The 18,843-nt window shown below is 38.5% G+C and carries 13 protein-coding genes; all 13 read left to right on the top strand.

From position 1 onward, the window contains the following. Positions 1 to 299 precede the first annotated feature (299 nt). The 13 genes from LDL57_RS13615 to LDL57_RS13555 all read left to right on the top strand — a co-directional run bounded on the left by LDL57_RS13615 (position 300) and on the right by LDL57_RS13555 (position 18,164). On the top strand, positions 300 to 2,132 hold the full coding sequence (locus tag LDL57_RS13615; RefSeq protein ID WP_225505981.1) for an IucA/IucC family protein: 1,833 nt from the start codon (positions 300 to 302) through the stop codon (positions 2,130 to 2,132). A 38-nt stretch (positions 2,133 to 2,170) separates the two neighbouring features. Continuing rightward, on the top strand, positions 2,171 to 4,372 hold the full coding sequence (locus tag LDL57_RS13610) for a TonB-dependent siderophore receptor (protein WP_180559446.1): 2,202 nt from the start codon (positions 2,171 to 2,173) through the stop codon (positions 4,370 to 4,372). A gap of 29 nt (positions 4,373 to 4,401) precedes the next feature. After that, entirely contained in the window at positions 4,402 to 5,445 is a 1,044-nt protein-coding gene (locus LDL57_RS13605) for an iron-siderophore ABC transporter substrate-binding protein (RefSeq protein ID WP_225505979.1), read from the top strand. Next, on the top strand, positions 5,432 to 6,442 hold the full coding sequence (locus tag LDL57_RS13600) for a FecCD family ABC transporter permease (RefSeq protein WP_180559447.1): 1,011 nt from the start codon (positions 5,432 to 5,434) through the stop codon (positions 6,440 to 6,442). The genes LDL57_RS13605 and LDL57_RS13600 overlap by 14 nt, the downstream gene beginning before the upstream one ends. A gap of 3 nt (positions 6,443 to 6,445) precedes the next feature. Beyond that, positions 6,446 to 7,492, top strand: coding sequence for a FecCD family ABC transporter permease (locus LDL57_RS13595; protein WP_225505977.1), 1,047 nt, complete (start codon positions 6,446 to 6,448; stop codon positions 7,490 to 7,492). Next, entirely contained in the window at positions 7,492 to 8,307 is an 816-nt protein-coding gene (locus LDL57_RS13590; RefSeq protein ID WP_180559449.1) for an ABC transporter ATP-binding protein, read from the top strand. Before LDL57_RS13595 ends, LDL57_RS13590 begins: the two co-directional genes overlap by 1 nt. 56 nt (positions 8,308 to 8,363) lie before the next feature. Then, a complete protein-coding gene (gene fhuF / locus LDL57_RS13585; protein WP_180559450.1) occupies positions 8,364 to 9,137 on the top strand; it encodes a siderophore-iron reductase FhuF in 774 nt (257 codons plus the stop codon). A gap of 206 nt (positions 9,138 to 9,343) precedes the next feature. After that, positions 9,344 to 10,837: a pyridoxal phosphate-dependent decarboxylase family protein gene (locus LDL57_RS13580; protein WP_370520676.1), complete on the top strand. Its 1,494-nt coding sequence runs from the start codon at positions 9,344 to 9,346 to the stop codon at positions 10,835 to 10,837. Positions 10,838 to 10,916: 79 nt separating this feature from the next. After that, positions 10,917 to 12,218: a lysine N(6)-hydroxylase/L-ornithine N(5)-oxygenase family protein gene (locus LDL57_RS13575; RefSeq protein WP_180559452.1), complete on the top strand. Its 1,302-nt coding sequence runs from the start codon at positions 10,917 to 10,919 to the stop codon at positions 12,216 to 12,218. Continuing rightward, positions 12,218 to 14,608 (top strand): GNAT family N-acetyltransferase, encoded by a 2,391-nt coding sequence (locus tag LDL57_RS13570; protein ID WP_225505975.1) that lies wholly within the window; start codon positions 12,218 to 12,220, stop codon positions 14,606 to 14,608. Before LDL57_RS13575 ends, LDL57_RS13570 begins: the two co-directional genes overlap by 1 nt. 160 nt (positions 14,609 to 14,768) lie before the next feature. After that, on the top strand, positions 14,769 to 16,631 hold the full coding sequence (locus tag LDL57_RS13565) for a glycoside hydrolase family 3 protein (protein ID WP_180559454.1): 1,863 nt from the start codon (positions 14,769 to 14,771) through the stop codon (positions 16,629 to 16,631). 872 nt (positions 16,632 to 17,503) lie between these two features. Beyond that, positions 17,504 to 17,941, top strand: coding sequence for a DUF5625 family protein (locus LDL57_RS13560; protein WP_310740190.1), 438 nt, complete (start codon positions 17,504 to 17,506; stop codon positions 17,939 to 17,941). Between the two features lie 31 nt (positions 17,942 to 17,972). Beyond that, the gene (locus LDL57_RS13555; RefSeq protein WP_180559455.1) at positions 17,973 to 18,164 is read left to right on the top strand and encodes a hypothetical protein; all 192 of its coding nucleotides are present in this window, start codon (positions 17,973 to 17,975) and stop codon (positions 18,162 to 18,164) included. The last annotated feature ends 679 nt before the right edge of the window (positions 18,165 to 18,843 follow it).

Raw genomic sequence — 18,843 nt, 5'->3', positions numbered from 1 at the left:
CGCAAGAGTAATGATTAAAAAACTTAATATTTTTCTAGTTGATAATGAGAATGATTCTCTATATCATTTCCATAAGTAAACAAATGTCAATTAATTATAATTTATTGTAACTATTAGTCTAAATAATTAAATTTTAGTGAGCGAAATTTAAACCTAAAATTGGATGGTTATATCCAAGTTTCTATATTCAGAGGTTTCAATTATTACTTTAAAAATCAATAAAATATTAAGCTTTAGCATCATGGCTTATGTTGATAGATGAATGTTGAAAGGGATATGCAATACAAGGGCTTTATTAAATGAACTCACTATGTACAAAAGTAAAATCACAAACTTCACATCTGACTAAAAAGAATTGGTTATATGCAAACCAGCACCTAGCCACCAAAATATTACGTGAGCTTTTTCACGAAAAAATAATTCAGCCACTAAATTGTGGCGATAGTTATTCGATTGAGATTGGCCAATCACACTATCGTTTTCAAGCGCAAAGCTATCAACTTGATCATTTAGATATTAATCCTAGCTCGATAAGTAGGAGTAAGAATGGTCAACCACAAGTTATTGATGCCATCGCCCTTATTATTGAATTGTTGCCATTATTGGATATTTCTGCCTCAATGCTACCTATCTATCTTGATGAAATATCCAGCACACTTTATGGTTATGCGTTTAAGTATCAAAATAATCGATTCACGGCACATGATCTGGTACGAGCTGATTATCAGATAGTAGAAACCGCGATGACCGAAGGCCACCCAGTATTTATCGCAAATAATGGCAGGATCGGTTTTGATGCTGATGACTATTTACATTATGCACCAGAAAGCGCCAATCCAATCAAATTGGTCTGGATTGCTGCCCATCGTAATAAAACCGTTTTCTCCTCATTATCGTCACTCTCATATTCGGCATTAATGGAACAAGAATTAGAGAAGTATTTGCTCACGCAATTTGCCCAATATATGCAGACATTAGATTTAGATTTAGCGGATTATTATTTAATGCCGCTCCATCCCTGGCAATGGAAACATCGGATTGCAATTAGTTTTGCCGCTGATATTGCCAATCAAGATATTGTTTATTTGGGCGAAGGTCATCATGATTATCTGGCTCAACAATCTATTCGTACCTTTTTTAATATTAGTCAACCGCAAAAAAATTATGTCAAAACGGCATTATCAGTGCTGAATATGGGATTTATGCGTGGGTTAGATCCACATAGCATGGTAACAACACCCAGTGTTAATGAATGGCTTAATCATCTAGTCCAGTCTGATAAATTTTTACAGCAAAAAGGGTTCACTATCCTACGTGAACATGCAGCAATAGGTTATTTTAATCCTTATTTTGAAATAGCGATTAAGAACAATAATCCGCATAAAAAAATGTTATCAGCATTGTGGCGAGAAAGCCCGATGACCATTTTAAACAGCGATCAGCGTTTGATGACCATGGCTTCATTATTACATCTTGATAATCAAGGTAAAGCTGTTGTTGCCGCACTCATTGAAGATTCTGCCATTACAGTAGCAGATTGGATCTCACGTTATTTAGATGTTTATCTGTCACCATTGCTACATACTTTTTTTGCCTACGATTTGGTCTTTATGCCACATGGTGAAAACTTAATGTTGGTGTTAGAAAACAATCTACCGGTAAAAATGTTAATGAAGGATATTGGTGAAGAGATTGCTATCTTAAATAGTGATATTCAATTACCCAAAGAAATTGAGTTTCTTCATGTCACGGTCAAAGATGAGATGAAAATTAACTATATTCTGCTGGATATTTTTGACTGTTTTTTCCGTTATCTTGTCCCTCTACTGCAAAAACATCTTTCTTTCGCGGAAAGTCATTTTTGGCAATTAGTGGCTCAGTGTATCTATAACTACCAATCACAACATTTAGAACTAATAGAAAAATTCGCTAAGTTTGATCTGTTTAAGCCAGATTTTGTGCGTGTTTGTCTGAATCGGTTACAAATGGCGAATAATCAACAGATGATCGATCTTGATGATCGAGAAAAAAATCTGAAATTCGCCGAAAAATTGCGCAATCCTCTCTATGCATTCCGTGATAACTATGCAGTTAAGGTGCAGATGAACAAGACAATAACAATATCGAACTAATTATAACAATAAATAATTTTAGGGATGGGATGAGAAAAATGATTAACCCACATTTATATCGCTATAGGGTGACATTGAAGAAGATATTATCTTTGATGGTTCCACTATTTATATCAGGGAACAATTCTGCTTTAGCTGCAGAAAAGTCAGCTAAAAATGACGATATTATTATTATAACCGGTAAGGCAGAAGCAAAAGGTATTACCGAAGACAACAGAATGTATAATACTTCATCGATGTCAACGGCTACCGGATTAGATCTTTCAGCGCGTGAAACACCACAAAGTGTAAGTGTACTTACCAAGCAACGAATGCTAGATCAGGATCTTAAAAATGTTACCAGCGCGGTGGATAATATTGCTGGCATCAGCGTGCGTCAATCAGATAGCGATCGTTTTAGTTTTACTTCGCGGGGAATGCGGATTAAAAATATTCTGCGTGATGGTGTAGCGACCTATTATGATACGCGCTTTAATTATGGTGATAACTTATTGGATACGATCTTATTCGATCGGATTGAAGTTGTTCGCGGTGCGGCCGGTTTGATGGTCGGGCCAGGCCAGCCTTCAGCAGTAATAAATTTGATCCGTAAGCGACCGACTCGCGATTTCCGTGGTGAAGTAATAATGGCTGTCGGTTCCTGGGATAAGTGGAGAACTGGGCTTGATTTGTCTGGGCCTCTAAATGCGGCAGGTACGATGAGAGGGCGATTTGTTACCGCTTATCAACGGGGCAATGCCTTTATTGATCGCGAACAACATGAGCGATATCCATTTTATGGCATTGTCGAGATGGACTTAACTGCCAATACCTTGTTAACAATAGGTGCCGATTACCAATTTAATCATACTCGACAGGGGATGTTTGGTGGCTTACCGATTTTCTTCTCCGATGGGCGCAAGACCGATTATAAGCGTCATACCAGTTATGCGCCGGATTGGGCATTTTCCAAGGTTCGTTCATTCTCCATGTTTACCAGCTTACAACATCAATTTACTAATAATTGGAGTATGAAAGGAACGTTTACTTACGATAATAATACCCTCGATCAAAAAGTATTATGGACCACCGGATACCCCAATCCTAACAATAATCAGGGTATGTATCCAGGGAGTATGACCTTGATTGATGGTAGTCGCCGTCAAACTAGTTTTGATTTACAACTTAATGGTGATTATGGATTATTCAGCCGTACCCATCATGCGAGTTTTGGTATTAATTATCAAAAACAGCATTTTCAAAACGATTATTACAGTGCGTTGTGTATGCTGAAGGGAACTTGTAAATCCTTAGGCGATTTTAGCCAATCTCATTGGAATTATCCGCAACCCACTTGGTCAAAGTCTCGCACCTATGGTTCAAAAGGCTATATTGAACAAACGGCGGGTTATGCGGTGACTCAACTCTCATTAATGGATCCTGTAACCCTTATTCTTGGCGGGCGTATAACCAGTTGGAAAACTCGTGGTGATGATTTCAATCAGCCAAAAAATGGCAGTTATAGTGATCAGTTTGTGCCGTATGGTGGATTAATTTATGATATTACGCCAGATACCTCTGTGTATGGGAGTTATACCCAAATCTTTGATCCAGAAAGTCGGGTTGATCGCAATGGCAAGCTACTAAAACCGGTTAGTGGGGAAAATTTTGAGTTAGGAATAAAGGGTATTGCGATGGATAATAGTGTTGATTATTCATTAGCGCTATTTGAGATCCGGCAGAATAACTTTACCCAATTAGATAGTAATGCTCCACCACGTCCGGATGGCTCCAGGGTTTATTACGCTATTGATGGCGTTAAAACCCGAGGTTTTGAAGTTGAAGTCAGCGGTCAGCTCACTGATGATTGGAAAATTTATGCCGGTTATACCCAGTTCCGCGGCACGGATACGAATGGAAAACGTATCAATAGAGAAACGCCAAATAGATTGTTTAAACTGTTTACCACTTATACTTTGCCGGGTGCGATGAGCAATCTGACGATTGGCGGCGGTGTTAATTGGAAAGGTAGTACTTGGCAACTGCTCGATGGGCCAGCTAAGAAGCAAGTGAAGGTTGAACAAGCGAGCTTTGCTGTTGTTAATTTAATGGGACGTTATCAATTTACACCGGCGCTTTCGCTAACGGTTAATTTGAATAATCTGTTTGATAAAACTTATTACACGCAATTGGGTGATTACAAACAATATTATTATGGTGCTCCTCGTAATATTGAAGCGACCCTAAATTATCAGTTTTAATTAAATAATCGATTTAAAGGTTATCAATAATGGTACTGCTGCAACAACGATTAGCATCTTATAAAATGGGGCTCACAGTGCCATTAATGTGGCTGATAATTTTATTAACTGCTTGTGATAAACCGCCGGTAGTAACAAATTTATCGTCAGATACTATCGGCTATCCCAAAACGATTATTACTGCGCTAGGAAAAGCAGAAATTAACCAACAGCCGCAACGGATTGTGGCATTGGGAAGTGGTAGCGAGGATATCTTATTAGCACTCGGGATCGTGCCTATAGCGATTGAATCACATTATTGGGGTGGCGATGCGCAAGGATATTTACCCTGGTTTAAGGAAGAAATTGAGCGGCGCGGCGCCCGATTACCCGTGATTATTGAAATGTATCCAGAATTGGATATAGAAAAAATTATTAAATTAAAACCTGATTTAATTCTGGCAACCCAATCAGGCATCACACAAGAGGATTTTAATTCTTTATCTTATTTTGCGCCTGTGGTCGCCTATCCAGATAAACCATGGCAGACAACATCACAACAGCAAATTAAATTAATTGCTAATGCCTTGGATAAACAACAGCAGGGAAAAAAATTGAGCGCTGAACTTGATGCAATGTTAGTCGCAACCGGCCATCGCATCCCTAATATACAAAACTATCAGTTTGCCTATATTAAGGCTGGGACAACAGCCAATAGTTTGTCCATTTATGTAAAAAATGATCCGCGAGTGGATACCTTGGTTCATATTGGTTTGTCATTATTGCCATTGGCAAAAACAGTCACCGCCTCCTTTGGTAATTTTGCTGTCAATATTGGTCTGGAAAATGCCGACTTACTGAATGATGCTGATATTTTGTTAACCTGGTATAACAGCGAAAAAGAGCGACAAGAAACTGAATCTCAACCGCTATTCCAATCGATACGGGCAGTTCGTCAGGGAGTCTATATGCCATTAACGGATCAAGCGTTGGTCATGTCGATGTCGTATGGCTCGCCTCTTAGTTTACGCTGGGGATTACCAAAATTTATGTCATTACTACAGCAGGAGCTAGCCAAGCATGATAAACCCTAAGCGACGAATTACCCGCGTGTTGGGATTACTATTAATGTTGCTATTAACCTGCCTTTGTATTTTGGTCAGTCTAAGTTTTGGTTCAAAGCCCGTGCCGTTATCAGCAATTTGGCAACATTATTGCTCTAACAGTCAGGTTAATTATTATGATTTAGTCATTAACGCTCGAGAATCCCGTACCTTTATTGGGTTAATGGCCGGTGCAGCATTAGCGTTAGCAGGCGCAGTAGCGCAAGGATTGCTGCGTAATCCGCTTGGTGATCCCGGTTTATTAGGCATTAATGCCGGTGCCGCCGCCGCAGTTGTTTTTTGCTCTTTTGTTCCTGTATTAACCAATGTCTCTCATTTTTGGGCTGCTTTTATTGGCGCTAGTTTATCAACTTTACTGTTTTATTTTATGAGTGGTAGTAGCCGTAATACTAACCCGGTAAGACTAATCTTAACAGGTGTAGCTATTAATGCTTGTTTACTAGCGTTAGTGCAGGGCATTATTTTAATCCACCCGCAAGCGATGGATAATTACCGTTTTTGGATCATGGGTGCTTTAAATTCAACATCATTAACTGAGGCTAGTTGGCTAATCCCCTATTTATTAGTGGCTATCACCTTAACATTTTCATTGAGTGCGGCATTAAATATTATGGTTTTTGGTGATGGTATTGTGCACTCTTTGGGGGGGAATGTTGCGCGTACACGTCTATTATCGCTGTTAAGTGTTAGCATGCTAGCCGCTGTTGCCACCGCAATGGCTGGGCCAATTGCTTTTATCGGTTTGGCGGCGCCCCATTTAATGCGAGCCTGGATAGGCAGTGATTTTCGCTGGCTATTGCCTTATAGCATGTTTGCGGGTTCATGTTTGTTGTTAATCTCTGATGTGATAGCACGGTTAGTGATTGCACCAGAAGAGGTGATGGTGGGTATTATCACTGCCCTAGTTGGTGCTCCTTTGCTTTATTGGGTAGCTAAAAAACCAACTGATAGCAGAATGGTAGAGTAAAATATGATCCAGATCGATTTTTCAACTAAACAAGTGAGCACTAAAACATTTGGTTTAGCCAATATACGATTTATTACTCCTTCACGGCAGACGTCTAGTAGAATTTTATTCTTACTTCTGTTGTTAGTATTGTTCTTGTATCTCACTTTAGCCTTTGGTCGGGAAGGGATGGATAATCCTTGGTTAGAGATGAAAACCCGCTATCAGCAATTTATTCTATTACAGATCCGTTTACCTAGAGCATTAGTTGCCATCGGTGCCGGTATGACGCTGGCGCTTTCCGGTGCGCTTTTTCAGATCACCACCCGTAACGCATTAGCTAGTCCAGACATTATTGGGATTAATGCCGGCGCCGCTGTTGGCATTATGGCGGTACTATTACTCTGGCCAGATGTTGTGCCCGTTTCTGTCGGCGCACTGAGCGGCGCTATTATTGCCGTATTTTTGGTTTATCTTGCTAATGGTGCCGTAAGTGGTGAAATACAGACGGTAAAAATTGTGCTTTCAGGGATCGCTGTTGCGGCTTTATGTATGGCTTTAGTTGATTTTGCCATTTCTAATACGCGTATTGAGCAGGCACAACAAATTCGCTCACTGTTAAGTGGTAGTTTGGCTAATCGCGGTTGGCAAGATGTGGTGCTAATTAGTGGTATGTTGGTTTTTATACCTATTCTGTTTTGGTTAGGTAAACAATTAAACTATATCAGTTTAGGTAATGATATTGCGATTACACTCGGTGTTCCCGTTCGTTTGGTACAAATTATCAGCATACTGGTAGCGATTATTTTTGCCACCCTGTCGGTATTGGTTGTTGGGCCGGTTGCTTTTGTCGCATTAGCGGCACCACAAATTGCCCGGCGGATCATTTTGCATAAAGGTGTCGCACTATTTTGTTCGATGCTAGTGGGCGCTTTATTAATGCTGAGCGCTGATTTTATTACGTTAATATTGCCAACGCCGGGGCGTTTAACCGTAGGTTTAGTCACGTCAGCCATTGGTGGGATTTATTTAATGTACTTATTGTATATGGAATTTAGGAGAATAAGCTAATGGTATCATCCACTCATTCTCCCTCGGTTGCTTCACGGCTGACAGCTCATGATGTCTCTGTTGGATACGGCAAAAAAAGCATTATTAAAGAGATAAATATAGCTATTTATGATAATGAATTGAGTGTCATTATCGGACCTAACGGCTGCGGTAAATCAACTTTATTAAAAACCCTTAGCCGTATTATGCAACCGCAGTGTGGTGAAATTCGATTGGATGGTAAGGATGTTTTCCACGCTAAACCTAAATGGGTTGCTCGGCAGCTCTCATTATTAGCGCAAGGCGCGGTTATCACAGAACCATTGACTATCTATGAACTCGTTTCACGCGGTCGTTATCCTTATCAATCTTTTTTCTTACAGTGGTCAACTGAAGATGAACGGGCGGTGCATGATGCGTTAAAGGCGGTAGATCTTTGGCCTATGGCACAAAAATTAGTCAGTGAATTATCAGGCGGTCAACGTCAGCGTGTCTGGTTTGCGATGACACTTGCTCAGCAAACTCCGATCATTTTATTAGATGAGCCAACAACCTATTTAGATATTGCCCATCAAATTGAAATGCTTGATCTTTGCCAACGTTTGCATCAGCAAGGGAAAACGTTAGTTTTGGTATTACATGATATTAATCTGGCTTTACGTTATGCCTCACGCCTAATTATGATGAAAGAGGGGCAGATCTATGCTGAAGGCAAACCTGAAAAAATTATTACCGAACAGAATATTAAAAATGTATTTGGTTTAGCATGTCGCATTATTTCAGATCCTGAATCGGGTAAACCACTAATTATTCCAAAATATAAAACCAATAAATAATCGACAAGATATTTTATTACATTTTGTATTGGCAATATAAAATTGGAGAATATGGCATGGGAAATAAAAATAATGATAGTTCCATAGCTATTATACCTAAAATTGAAATAGCAGATATTACTAAGTTATTTGATAGTAAATTTAGCCATTTTAATTCTTCATTTAAAGTGAATGAAGAAAATATATCTACCAACTGTATGGAATTTTATCAATGGTCAAAGGAAAAACAGTTTTTATCATTAATGGCTCGTTATCAATATGAATATTATGGTAATAGTAGCCAGAATGCTAATCAGAAGGGGCTGTATTCTTTATGGGCTCAATGGTATTTTGGTTTAGTGATTCCGCCTATGATGTTGATGCTATTAGAGTATCCCCAGGCGATTAATACAAGTTATCATCGTGTTAGCGTTGAATTTCATGCTAGTGGTAGGCCTAATATTGTTTATTATCAGCTAGCATGGATGGTAAAACCTTTATCTTTATTAGAGCGTTATCATGATCTATTGCAGCAGCATATTATTCCAGTATGTAAGAAAATAGAATTTTATCGTGGTATCAATGGCCGTTTATTATGGAATAATATTGGCTACATAATGTATTGGTATTTAATGAATTTTAAAGAAAAGCTAGACGCTAATCAGTATAATAGTTTAATTAATATGCTTTTTTTTGAAAAAAAAATGTTAAATAACCAAGATAACCCGCTTTATCATACCGTTATTATTAGAAATAATATTATACAACGGCGTAGCTGCTGTCAGCGAAACAAATTACCAGGCGTAGGTAATTGCCATGATTGCCCTCTTGAGACGATGGCATCAATTTAATTTATTAAATTTACTGCTTATTTAAAATAAAAAATAATTATTTGTTTGTTTTGTACAGTTTTATTAAATGATTAATGTAAGGCATTTAATCTATTTAAAATAATGTTGAGCAATTATCTTAGATAATTACTATACAAGAGTAAGGATATACAATGCCTATTGAAGTTAAAACGTGTGTTGAATTACCATCAACAACAACTTCTTTTATAAAGGAGGACTATTTTAAAGAAAGCCATTTTTATTCATATTTCTTTAATCGTGATAATGCACAATGTTATTTTGATAATGCTTATGACGTCATAATTAAGATAAAAAAAATATTGCAGCAAACACAAATTCCATTTAGTGGAATATTACCTTATGATTTATCTCAATTATTTTCTAAAGTAAATCTAGATAATCCATTATCTTCTTGGTCATCAGTTTTAGCAGAATTAAACCGGCTTTATATTAAAGATGCGGTTTATTTTCATCATCCAAAATATGTTGCTCATCTAAATTGCCCATTAGTCTTACCCGCAGTGATCGCCGAAATGTTGATTGGTGCCATTAATTCATCGATGGATACTTGGGATCAAAGTGCAGGAGCAACCTTAATTGAACAAAAAGTGCTTGCTTGGACGGTGGATAAGCTGGGTTTAGGTAAGGGTGCAGATGGCATTTTTACCAGTGGTGGAACGCAATCCAATTTTATGGCAATGCTACTGGCTCGTGATTGGTTTTGTCATCAGCGCGATCGACAACATAAAAATTTGATCCATGGCTTACCGGAAGATTTTCGCAAGTTACGCATATTAACATCATCGGTCAGTCACTTTAGTACCCAAAAAGCAGCAGCTATGTTAGGGCTCGGTTATCAAGCTATTATTTCAGTGCCCCATGATGATAAATTCTGTATGTCGATTGAGGCACTGGAAACGAGTATTCAACAGTGCCTGGCTGAAGGAAATATCCCGTTTGCGGTGGTAGCTACGGCGGGGACGACTGATTTTGGTAGTATTGATCCCCTCCCCGCTATTGCCAATCTAGCCAAGCAATATGGTTTGTGGATGCATGTTGATGCGGCGTATGGCTGTGGATTATTAGTCTCATCGCGTCATTCTCATTTACTTCAGGGAATAGAACAGGCTGATTCGGTTACTATCGATTATCACAAAGCATTTTTCCAGCCAGTCAGTTGTGGTGCCTTTTTTATTAAAGATCGGCAGCACTTTTGTCATTTAACCTATCATGCCGATTATTTGAATCCGTTAAGTGCTGAACAAGAACAGATCCCCAATTTGGTAAATAAAAGTATTCAGACAACCCGCCGTTTTGATGCCTTAAAAATGTGGCTGACCCTGAGAATGATGGGGGCGGAGCAATTGGGTAGGGCATTTGATAAAGTATTGGATACAGCACAAATTGCTTATCACTTAATGGTAGCAAATTCCCATTTTGAAGTTGTTCATCAACCCGTGCTCAGTACGTTAGTTTTTCGTTTCATACCGCCGCAATCTCTGTCACAAGAAAAAATTGATGATCTTAACGCTAACATTCGTAAGGCCTTGTTCCGAGAAGGTGAAAGCATTATTGCCGCTACCAAAATTAACGGGCGACAATACTTGAAATTTACCTTTCTTAATCCATTAACGGAACGTCAACATTTGGTAGAAATAATGAATAACATTATTCAGCATGGCAATTTCTTATTGACATAGTAAGCGTTTACTAACAAGACATCAGGTAAATAAATAATTATTACCGTTTTTAAACGGAGCAATTTTGTTAGGAGTTATTATGACAACCAGGATTTATGATTTTATCGCGATTGGTATTGGCCCCTTTAATCTGGGATTGGCCTGTCTGGTTCAACCAATAAAAGAGATCAATAGTCTGTTTATTGATCAGAATGCAGCTTTCGATTGGCATCCTGGAATGATGTTGGAAAACTCCTCGATGCAGACACCATTTATTGCCGATTTAGTGACTTTAGCCTCACCCAGTCATCCATTAAGTTTTCTAAATTATATCAAACAAAAAGGACGCATTTACTCATTTTATATTCGGGAAAATTTCTTTTTATTGCGCAAAGAATATAACCAATATTGCCAATGGGCAGCAGAGCAATTATCCAATTTGCGTTTTAATTTGCGCCTAGAAAATATTAAGTATGATCCATCGCTGGATTGCTACACCTTACATTGTGGTGATACGGTAACGGGACAGTGCCATCAGTTTTGCTGCAAAAAACTCGTATTAGGAACTGGCCCTTCACTTTATGTACCGAAATGTTGCCAGCCATTTGAAGAGCAAATAGTACGAACTGATAACTATCTGGCTAATAAAGCCAGTTTACAGCAAAAGAAATCAATTACTATCATCGGTAGTGGCCAGAGTGCAGCAGAAATTTTTTATGATTTGCTCAGTCAAATTGATATCCATGGTTATCAACTGAATTGGGTAACGCGCTCACCACGTTTCTTCCCGTTAGAATATAGCAAATTAACGTTAGAAATGACTTCACCGGAGTATGTCGATTATTTCCATAACTTATCAGACACCGTACGTGATGAACTCAATCGTAGCCAAAAATCCCTCTACAAAGGAATTAATAGTTCACTTATCAATGACATTTTTGATCTGATGTATTGCAAACGGTTGAATGGCAAGCTGCCTGTGGCATTACATACCAACAGTGAATTAAAACACCTACAGTATGATCATGAAAAACAACAGCTGGTATTAGATTTATGTCAACAAGAGCAACAAGCGGCATTTTCACTGGCAAGCGAAGCTGTTGTATTAGCAACGGGTTATCAATATCAAATACCTAAATGTATTGATGGTATTCGTGACCAGATCCGTTGGGATAAGTTCGGACGCTATGACGTACAACGTAATTACAGTATTGATTATCATAATCGCATTTTTGTGCAAAACGCCGAACTTCATACTCATGGATTTATTACGCCAGATCTTGGCATGGCCTGTTATCGTAATTCTTATTTAATTAAAGAAATTACTGGCAAAGAACACTATGCAATAGAGAATAGTATTGCATTCCAGCAGTTTGGCGTAGCGCAAGAAGGAGTCAATTAATGTCTGTTGCAGCTATGGCGTCGTTTAAAAAAACAGTCACTGATGTCGGTACATTTTCAGTACAGCCACTGGATCTAAATGAAGATATTAGCATTATTAGCCAATGGGTTAATCGCAATTATGCGCATTATTGGGGAATGCAAAATTATACTTCGCAACAAGTGAAAAAATTTTATCAAGATCTCTTAATCCGTCAGCCTAATTCGGTATTTACTGGTAGTTACCAGGGGAAAAAAGTGTTTTTACTCGAGTGTTATTGGGCACAAGATGATTTTATCAGTCAACACTATAGTGCCGACCCAGGTGACATGGGAATGCATATTTTGGTTGCGCCACCAGAGGAAAAAATCAACCAGTTTACTTGGGGTGTTTTTCAAACCGTTATCGCTTTTATTTTCAACAACCCTGCGGTTAAGCGAATTGTTGTTGAGCCTGATATTCGTAATACAAAAATTCATCGGTTGAATATAAAAGCGGGTTTTATTTATGAAAAAACCGTGCAATTAGTGAATAAGATAGCTGGCTTAGCATTGTGTACCAGAGAACAGCATCACATCGCTTTGCAATCAGCGCAATTAATCAAATTTTCTCCGCCCGATAATCCTTTTGTACGGCATTTATATCCGCAGGTTTGGCAAAAAGTACATCGTTTACAGGTGAGAAAAGCCATTTCTGAGTTTGCTCATGAGTGTTTATTATCGCCAAAACAATTAACAGAAAAAATCGATCAAGATGGTTATCACTATTATCGTTTGGATAATGACGAATATGGCGTACAGTATTATTTTCGTGCGCGACGATTAGCGTTAGATCATTGGTTGATTGATGCTGACTCGCTGCAAAAAATGCACACAGAGAATTGGGCCGAACTCGACTTTATCCGTTTCATTATTGAATTTAAACACCAGCTTGGGATCAGTGATAGTGTTATGCCAACTTATCTGGAAGAGTTGATGAGTACACTACATAGTTGTGCATTTAAATATCATCGTAGCGGTATTGCCGTAGATAGTTTAGTCAATGCTGATTTTCAGACAATTGAGGCTGAAATGATGGAAGGGCACCCAGTTTTTATCGCGAACAATGGCCGGATTGGCTTTGATGCACAGGATTTTCAATGTTTCAGTCCTGAATCAGCGGCAGGTATCCACTTAATATGGTTAGCTGCCCATAAAAGTATGGCCCAATTTGCCTGTATTGAGCAGCTAAGCTATCAACAGCTAATTGAGCAAGAGTTGAGTCAACAGGAGATAATTGACTTTAACCACCAATTGATTTTGCTTGGATTGGATCCGCAGGAGTATCTATTGATGCCATTTCATCCATGGCAGTGGCAAAATAAATTACCGTCTATCTTTGCCCATGAGCTTGCTAGTCAAAAACTAATCTATTTAGGCCTAGGCAAAGATTGTTATCAGGCCCAACAATCAATACGGACGTTATTTAATCGCAGCCAACCTCAGCGCTATTATGTAAAAACTGCGTTATCTATCTTGAATATGGGATTTATGCGCGGTTTGTCTCCCTATTACATGGTAACCACACCAGCGATTAATGATTGGCTATGTGATCTGGTGCAACAAGATGCTGTTTTACGCCATTGTGGTTTTCGGTTATTACGTGAAGTTGCCAGTATTGGTTTTAGAAATCATTACTATGAACAAGCGATCCAGAGCGATACCCCTTATAAAAAAATGATGGCGGCACTATGGCGAGAAAATCCCTTACCATTGATTGGCAGCAAGCAGAAATTGATGACTATGGCGGCATTATTACACCATGATCAACAGGGCAACGCTTTCTTACCTGCCCTAATTACGGCATCAGGCATCTGCGCTGATGAATGGATCAAACGCTATCTGGACTGTTACTTATTACCCCTCTTACACTGTTTATATGCTTATGATTTAATGTTTATGCCACATGGTGAAAATATTATTCTAGTGCTAGAAAATCATATTCCACAATCTATTTTTATGAAAGATTTGGCAGAGGAAGTGTTGGTGATGGATCCAAAGGCGGATTTGCCAGCAAAAGCGAGTCGGATAAAAGTTAGTATGCCAGAACAGATGAAAACACTAACTATTTTATCGGACGTGTTTGATGGTGTCTTTCGCTATATAGCAGCAATTCTTGATGAACAAACTGGTTATGCCCAACAAAAGTTCTGGCAGGCGGTAGCGAATTGTATTTTAGATTATCAATCGGCGCATCCAGAATTTACTCAGCAATTTAAACGTTATCCTCTATTTACGCCTACCATCAAACGTTGCTGCTTAAATCGATTACAAATTGCTAACAATCGTCAGATGCTGGATTTGTTGGACCCAATGCAAAGTTTGCAATTTGCTGAAGATTTGATTAATCCTATCGCTGAGTTTGCTCAATAGATTGCTGATTTTAGTGAATAACAACCTCACTGATGAAAGTGGGGTTTTTTTGTTAAAATTATGCTAAGTTAGATCAATTTGATGATATTAGTTTATTTTGCTCTAAGTACAACAGTCAGGTAGTGAAACTTTTTTACTTACCAGTAATATAGGAATAAAAATGAATAAAATAGCTTTATCATTGTGTCTATTAAGTTTTTTTTGTTCTGCGAAAGGGATTACCCATCAACAATTAGCTGACCTATGGCAATCACCAGAGAAGGAAGCCAAACAGCTAGTTGAAAACATGAGTTTTGAAGAAAAGCTAGGACAGATGTTAATGTTGGGTTTTCGCCATTGGGGGATTGATGCGGAAAAAAATGCTTTGGCAATGACCAAACTCAATCCAGAAATCGCCAACATTATTCACCATTATCATTTAGGTTCAGTGATCTTATTTCGAGATAATTTAATTGACTCGCCTCAAACGGTAAACCTGATTAATGCGTTGCAACAGGCGCGTAGCAACTTGCCACTATTTATTAGCGTTGACCAGGAAGGTGGTTATGTCACACGATTGAGGGTAGGGACTGAAATGCCGGGTAATATGGCATTAGGTGCAACGCGTTCTAAACAACTGAGTGAATTAGTTGGTATGATCCATGGTTATGAACTTACGCATTTAGGATTTAATTTTAATTTTGCGCCCGTGGTCGATATCAACAATAATCAAAATAATCCTATTATTGGTGTCCGTTCTTATTCTGATCGGCCACAGTTGGTGGCTGAAATGGCCAACGGTTATATTCAAGGAATTCATCGCTATGCTGTTTTAACAGCAATTAAACATTTTCCAGGCCATGGTAATGTGACTGCTGATAGCCATTTATCCTTGCCAACGATTAATATTAGTCAGCAACAATGGCGTAAATTTGAATTACTCCCGTTTATGCATACCATGCGAAATACCGATGCTATCATCACAGCGCATATCGTGATGCCGGCATTAGATAACCATAAATTAACTACCCTAGATAATCAGCGAGTTGGTGTGCCGGCAACCCTTTCTAAACCAATATTAAGCGGGATATTACGCAATAAATTGAACTATCAAGGTTTAATTATCACCGATGCCATGGATATGGGCGCTATTGCCAATAACTTTGATAGTAACTGGGTGGTTAAACAAGCCATATTGGCGGGCAATGACATCATTTTAATGCCATTAAAAATTACTGCTATTGAGGATGTAACTAAACTGGAACAGCTCTATCACTATTTAAAAACGGAAGCGCAAAGCGATCCTGAATTAAACCGTCGCATTAGCGAATCAGCTTACCGGGTTGTATTTAGTAAGTTAAAAAATAGAATTTCCGCACAAGATAAGTCTGCTCAGCGAGCACAACAAGTTGTTGCAGCAAAAATAGATAAAGATATTGAGAATATGGTGGCAGACAATGCCATCACATTAATAAAAAATAGTAACATACTGCCGTTTCAGTTAAAAAATAATAATAAAATTGTTATTTTTTCCGATGAAAAAGCACGTAATCAATTAATTAAAAAACATTTACTCTCTATTGCTGATGAGTTAAATATCAATATGGCTACCCAAGATGATGTGGTTACCATGATGGCGGATGATAAAACTGAGCAGCAATTTACGACAAAAATGCAAAATTCAGATCTCATTATTTTAGCCACTTATAATCTTAAAAACGCTCCCATTAATGCCCAGCGAATACTCAATGTTGCTAATCGTAATGCTATTCCAGTGGTCGTGATATCGACCAATAATCCTTATGATATTGCTTATTTGCGTGGCGTGAAAGCCAATATTGCCATTTATGGTATTACGGGTTTTGATGAAACTGATAAAAATAGAAATAACTTAGAAACCAACATCCGTAGTGGACTAAGAACGCTATTTCTCACCCCCAACAAGCGCTTAATGAATTCACCGACAGGTAAATTGCCGGTTGATATCAAAACGCCTAATTTAGAGCGTATCCTCTATCCTTATGGATATGGTTTAGCTTATTAAAAATATTTCCGCAACCCACACCTTGATAAGTGTGAGTCAAAACAGAGTCAGGAATCGGGTAGGGTTTTTATATTGGACCATTAAGAAAATGCATTATTAAACTCTCTGAAAATATTCCGTTATTCTTATTACAATATTCCGTTATTCTTATTACAAAGCGCGGTAGCGCAAAAATGGTCATGCGCAAGGATAACCGATGTAAAGCGGTTATCTGTTGTCGCTATCGCTTTGTCTTCTAAACTAGGCGATTACCTTTTCGCCGTTTAACCACTAACCCTAACAACACTTGCCTATTTCTGACCTAATTTTTTTCTATCTGCCGCTGGTATTTAAGCAAAAAAGGCCTTGTTTTTAGCAAAATGTCTGAATTTTATCCAGTACAGCAGTTTCGGAGTTTAAAGCTATCGAGAGTTTTGTTGAGTTAGCTTATTATGATCAAAAAATTAACATTAGTTGGGTAAAAGTAACAAATAATCTGTCTGTAAAATAAATATGCCATCACTTATAAAGTAGCACCGATGGGGTCAAATCTGTTTATCGGGCTGATAAAAGCAAGCAGCAAGTGGGCGATATTGATTGCTGATTTGGTGGGCATATCTGTTAAGTGACGGAAAAGACGAGAAGCGAAGTTAGGGTTTTGCAATCAAAGGGTGGTGAACCTTTTGGCACAGGGAAAGTAACAGATAAAGCCAAACCTGCTAGCAATTAAAAGCAGGTAATAAGCGTAGAATTAACAAACTAACAATAAATGTTTTTCTCATCATCTGCTTTTGCTGGGAGTAACAAGATGAAGGTATTCGCGAGACAGTTAAGAGTTAGCATGTGGCGCACAATAATGCTTTTGTTCAGCAGCGTCTGGCTGGTGGCCTGTACTGAATATTAGTATCTACCGGCCGATTGATATAACCCGCGCCGGCCAATCGGTTAAGGTTGAGTTTGAAATTAAAAAGCAGGGGGATTATCAGTTTGCCTTGTTGTTTGAGACCGGGGAGGGACATGATGAAATGGAAAGGAGATTTGAATTGTTTGGAGCTATTGACAAGGCTGGGGTGGTAATTCCGGTTTCGCTGCGGATCGTTAAGGATGGTCAGGTTTTTTTTGATGAGGAAATCAACACTAAAGGAACTGGTTGGGGACGAGCTTTTTATTATGAAGGAAGAAGGATAAATACCGCAGCAGTTCGAGAAATTAAACTATTGCCATTATCTCCCGGTCGTTACTCGGTGGTGATTACCACGCTGGAAGATGTTGCGCTGTTTAACGGGATCGAGAGTTTTGTTCACGTCACCTATTTTGATCCTAAAATTTAACCGAAGTGTTCTGTCAACAAGGAAGTAAAATATGGATAAAAAATATACCGTCAAAGTGGCACCGATGGGCGCCAAATATATTTATCAGGCTGATAAGAATGGGTACAAGGCCGGGGAGATACTTTCTTCATCGGGCGGCCATATGTGGTATGTGATGGTTTTAAGACGCTTAGATACTCATGGTGATAATGGTTATTTGTGGTGTAAATGGATTCAGTTGTAGTAACCAAGGCAATCCAATATCTGTTATTTCATTTCTTCTGGATTAGCATAATATTTCTTTAACAACCCATCATGCTTTAAATTGCTCGAAAATTGTTCTACTTGGGCATTATTCTAGCCAGCATCTAAGTCAGCTTGGCGCTTTTTGCTCTTATCGTTTTTCAGTAAAGATGGATTTTGTCCATAAGTATTTTGTCTTTGTCAGCCACTGTGAAAAACCCCCGCCTTACACCCTTCATACCCTTGCGCCGTTTAACCACTAACCCCAACTGAGCCTGCCTATTTTTGCCCTAATTTTGTTTCTATCTGTCGTTGGTATTTAAGCTAAAGGCCTGGTTTTAACAAAATGTCTGAATTTTATCCAGTACAGCAGTTTCGGAGTTTAAAGCTATCGAGAGTTTTGTTGAGTTAGCTTATTATGATCAAAAAATTAACATTAGTTGGGTAAAAGTAACAAATAATCTGTCTGTAAAATAAATATGCCATCACTTATAAAGTAGCACCGATGGGCAAATTTGTTTATCGGGCTGATAAAAGCAAGCAACAAATGGGCGATATTGATTGCTGATTTGGTGGGTATATCTGTTAAGTGGCGGAAAAGACGAGAAGCAAAGTTAGGGTTCTGCAATCAAAGGGTGGTGAACCTTTTGGCGCAGGGAAAGTAACGGATAAAGCCAAAC

Origin of the sequence: Arsenophonus apicola (genome assembly GCF_020268605.1) — a bacterium.
Lineage (GTDB): Bacteria > Pseudomonadota > Gammaproteobacteria > Enterobacterales > Enterobacteriaceae > Arsenophonus > Arsenophonus apicola.
This window is presented reverse-complemented; position numbering and strand designations above follow the sequence as displayed.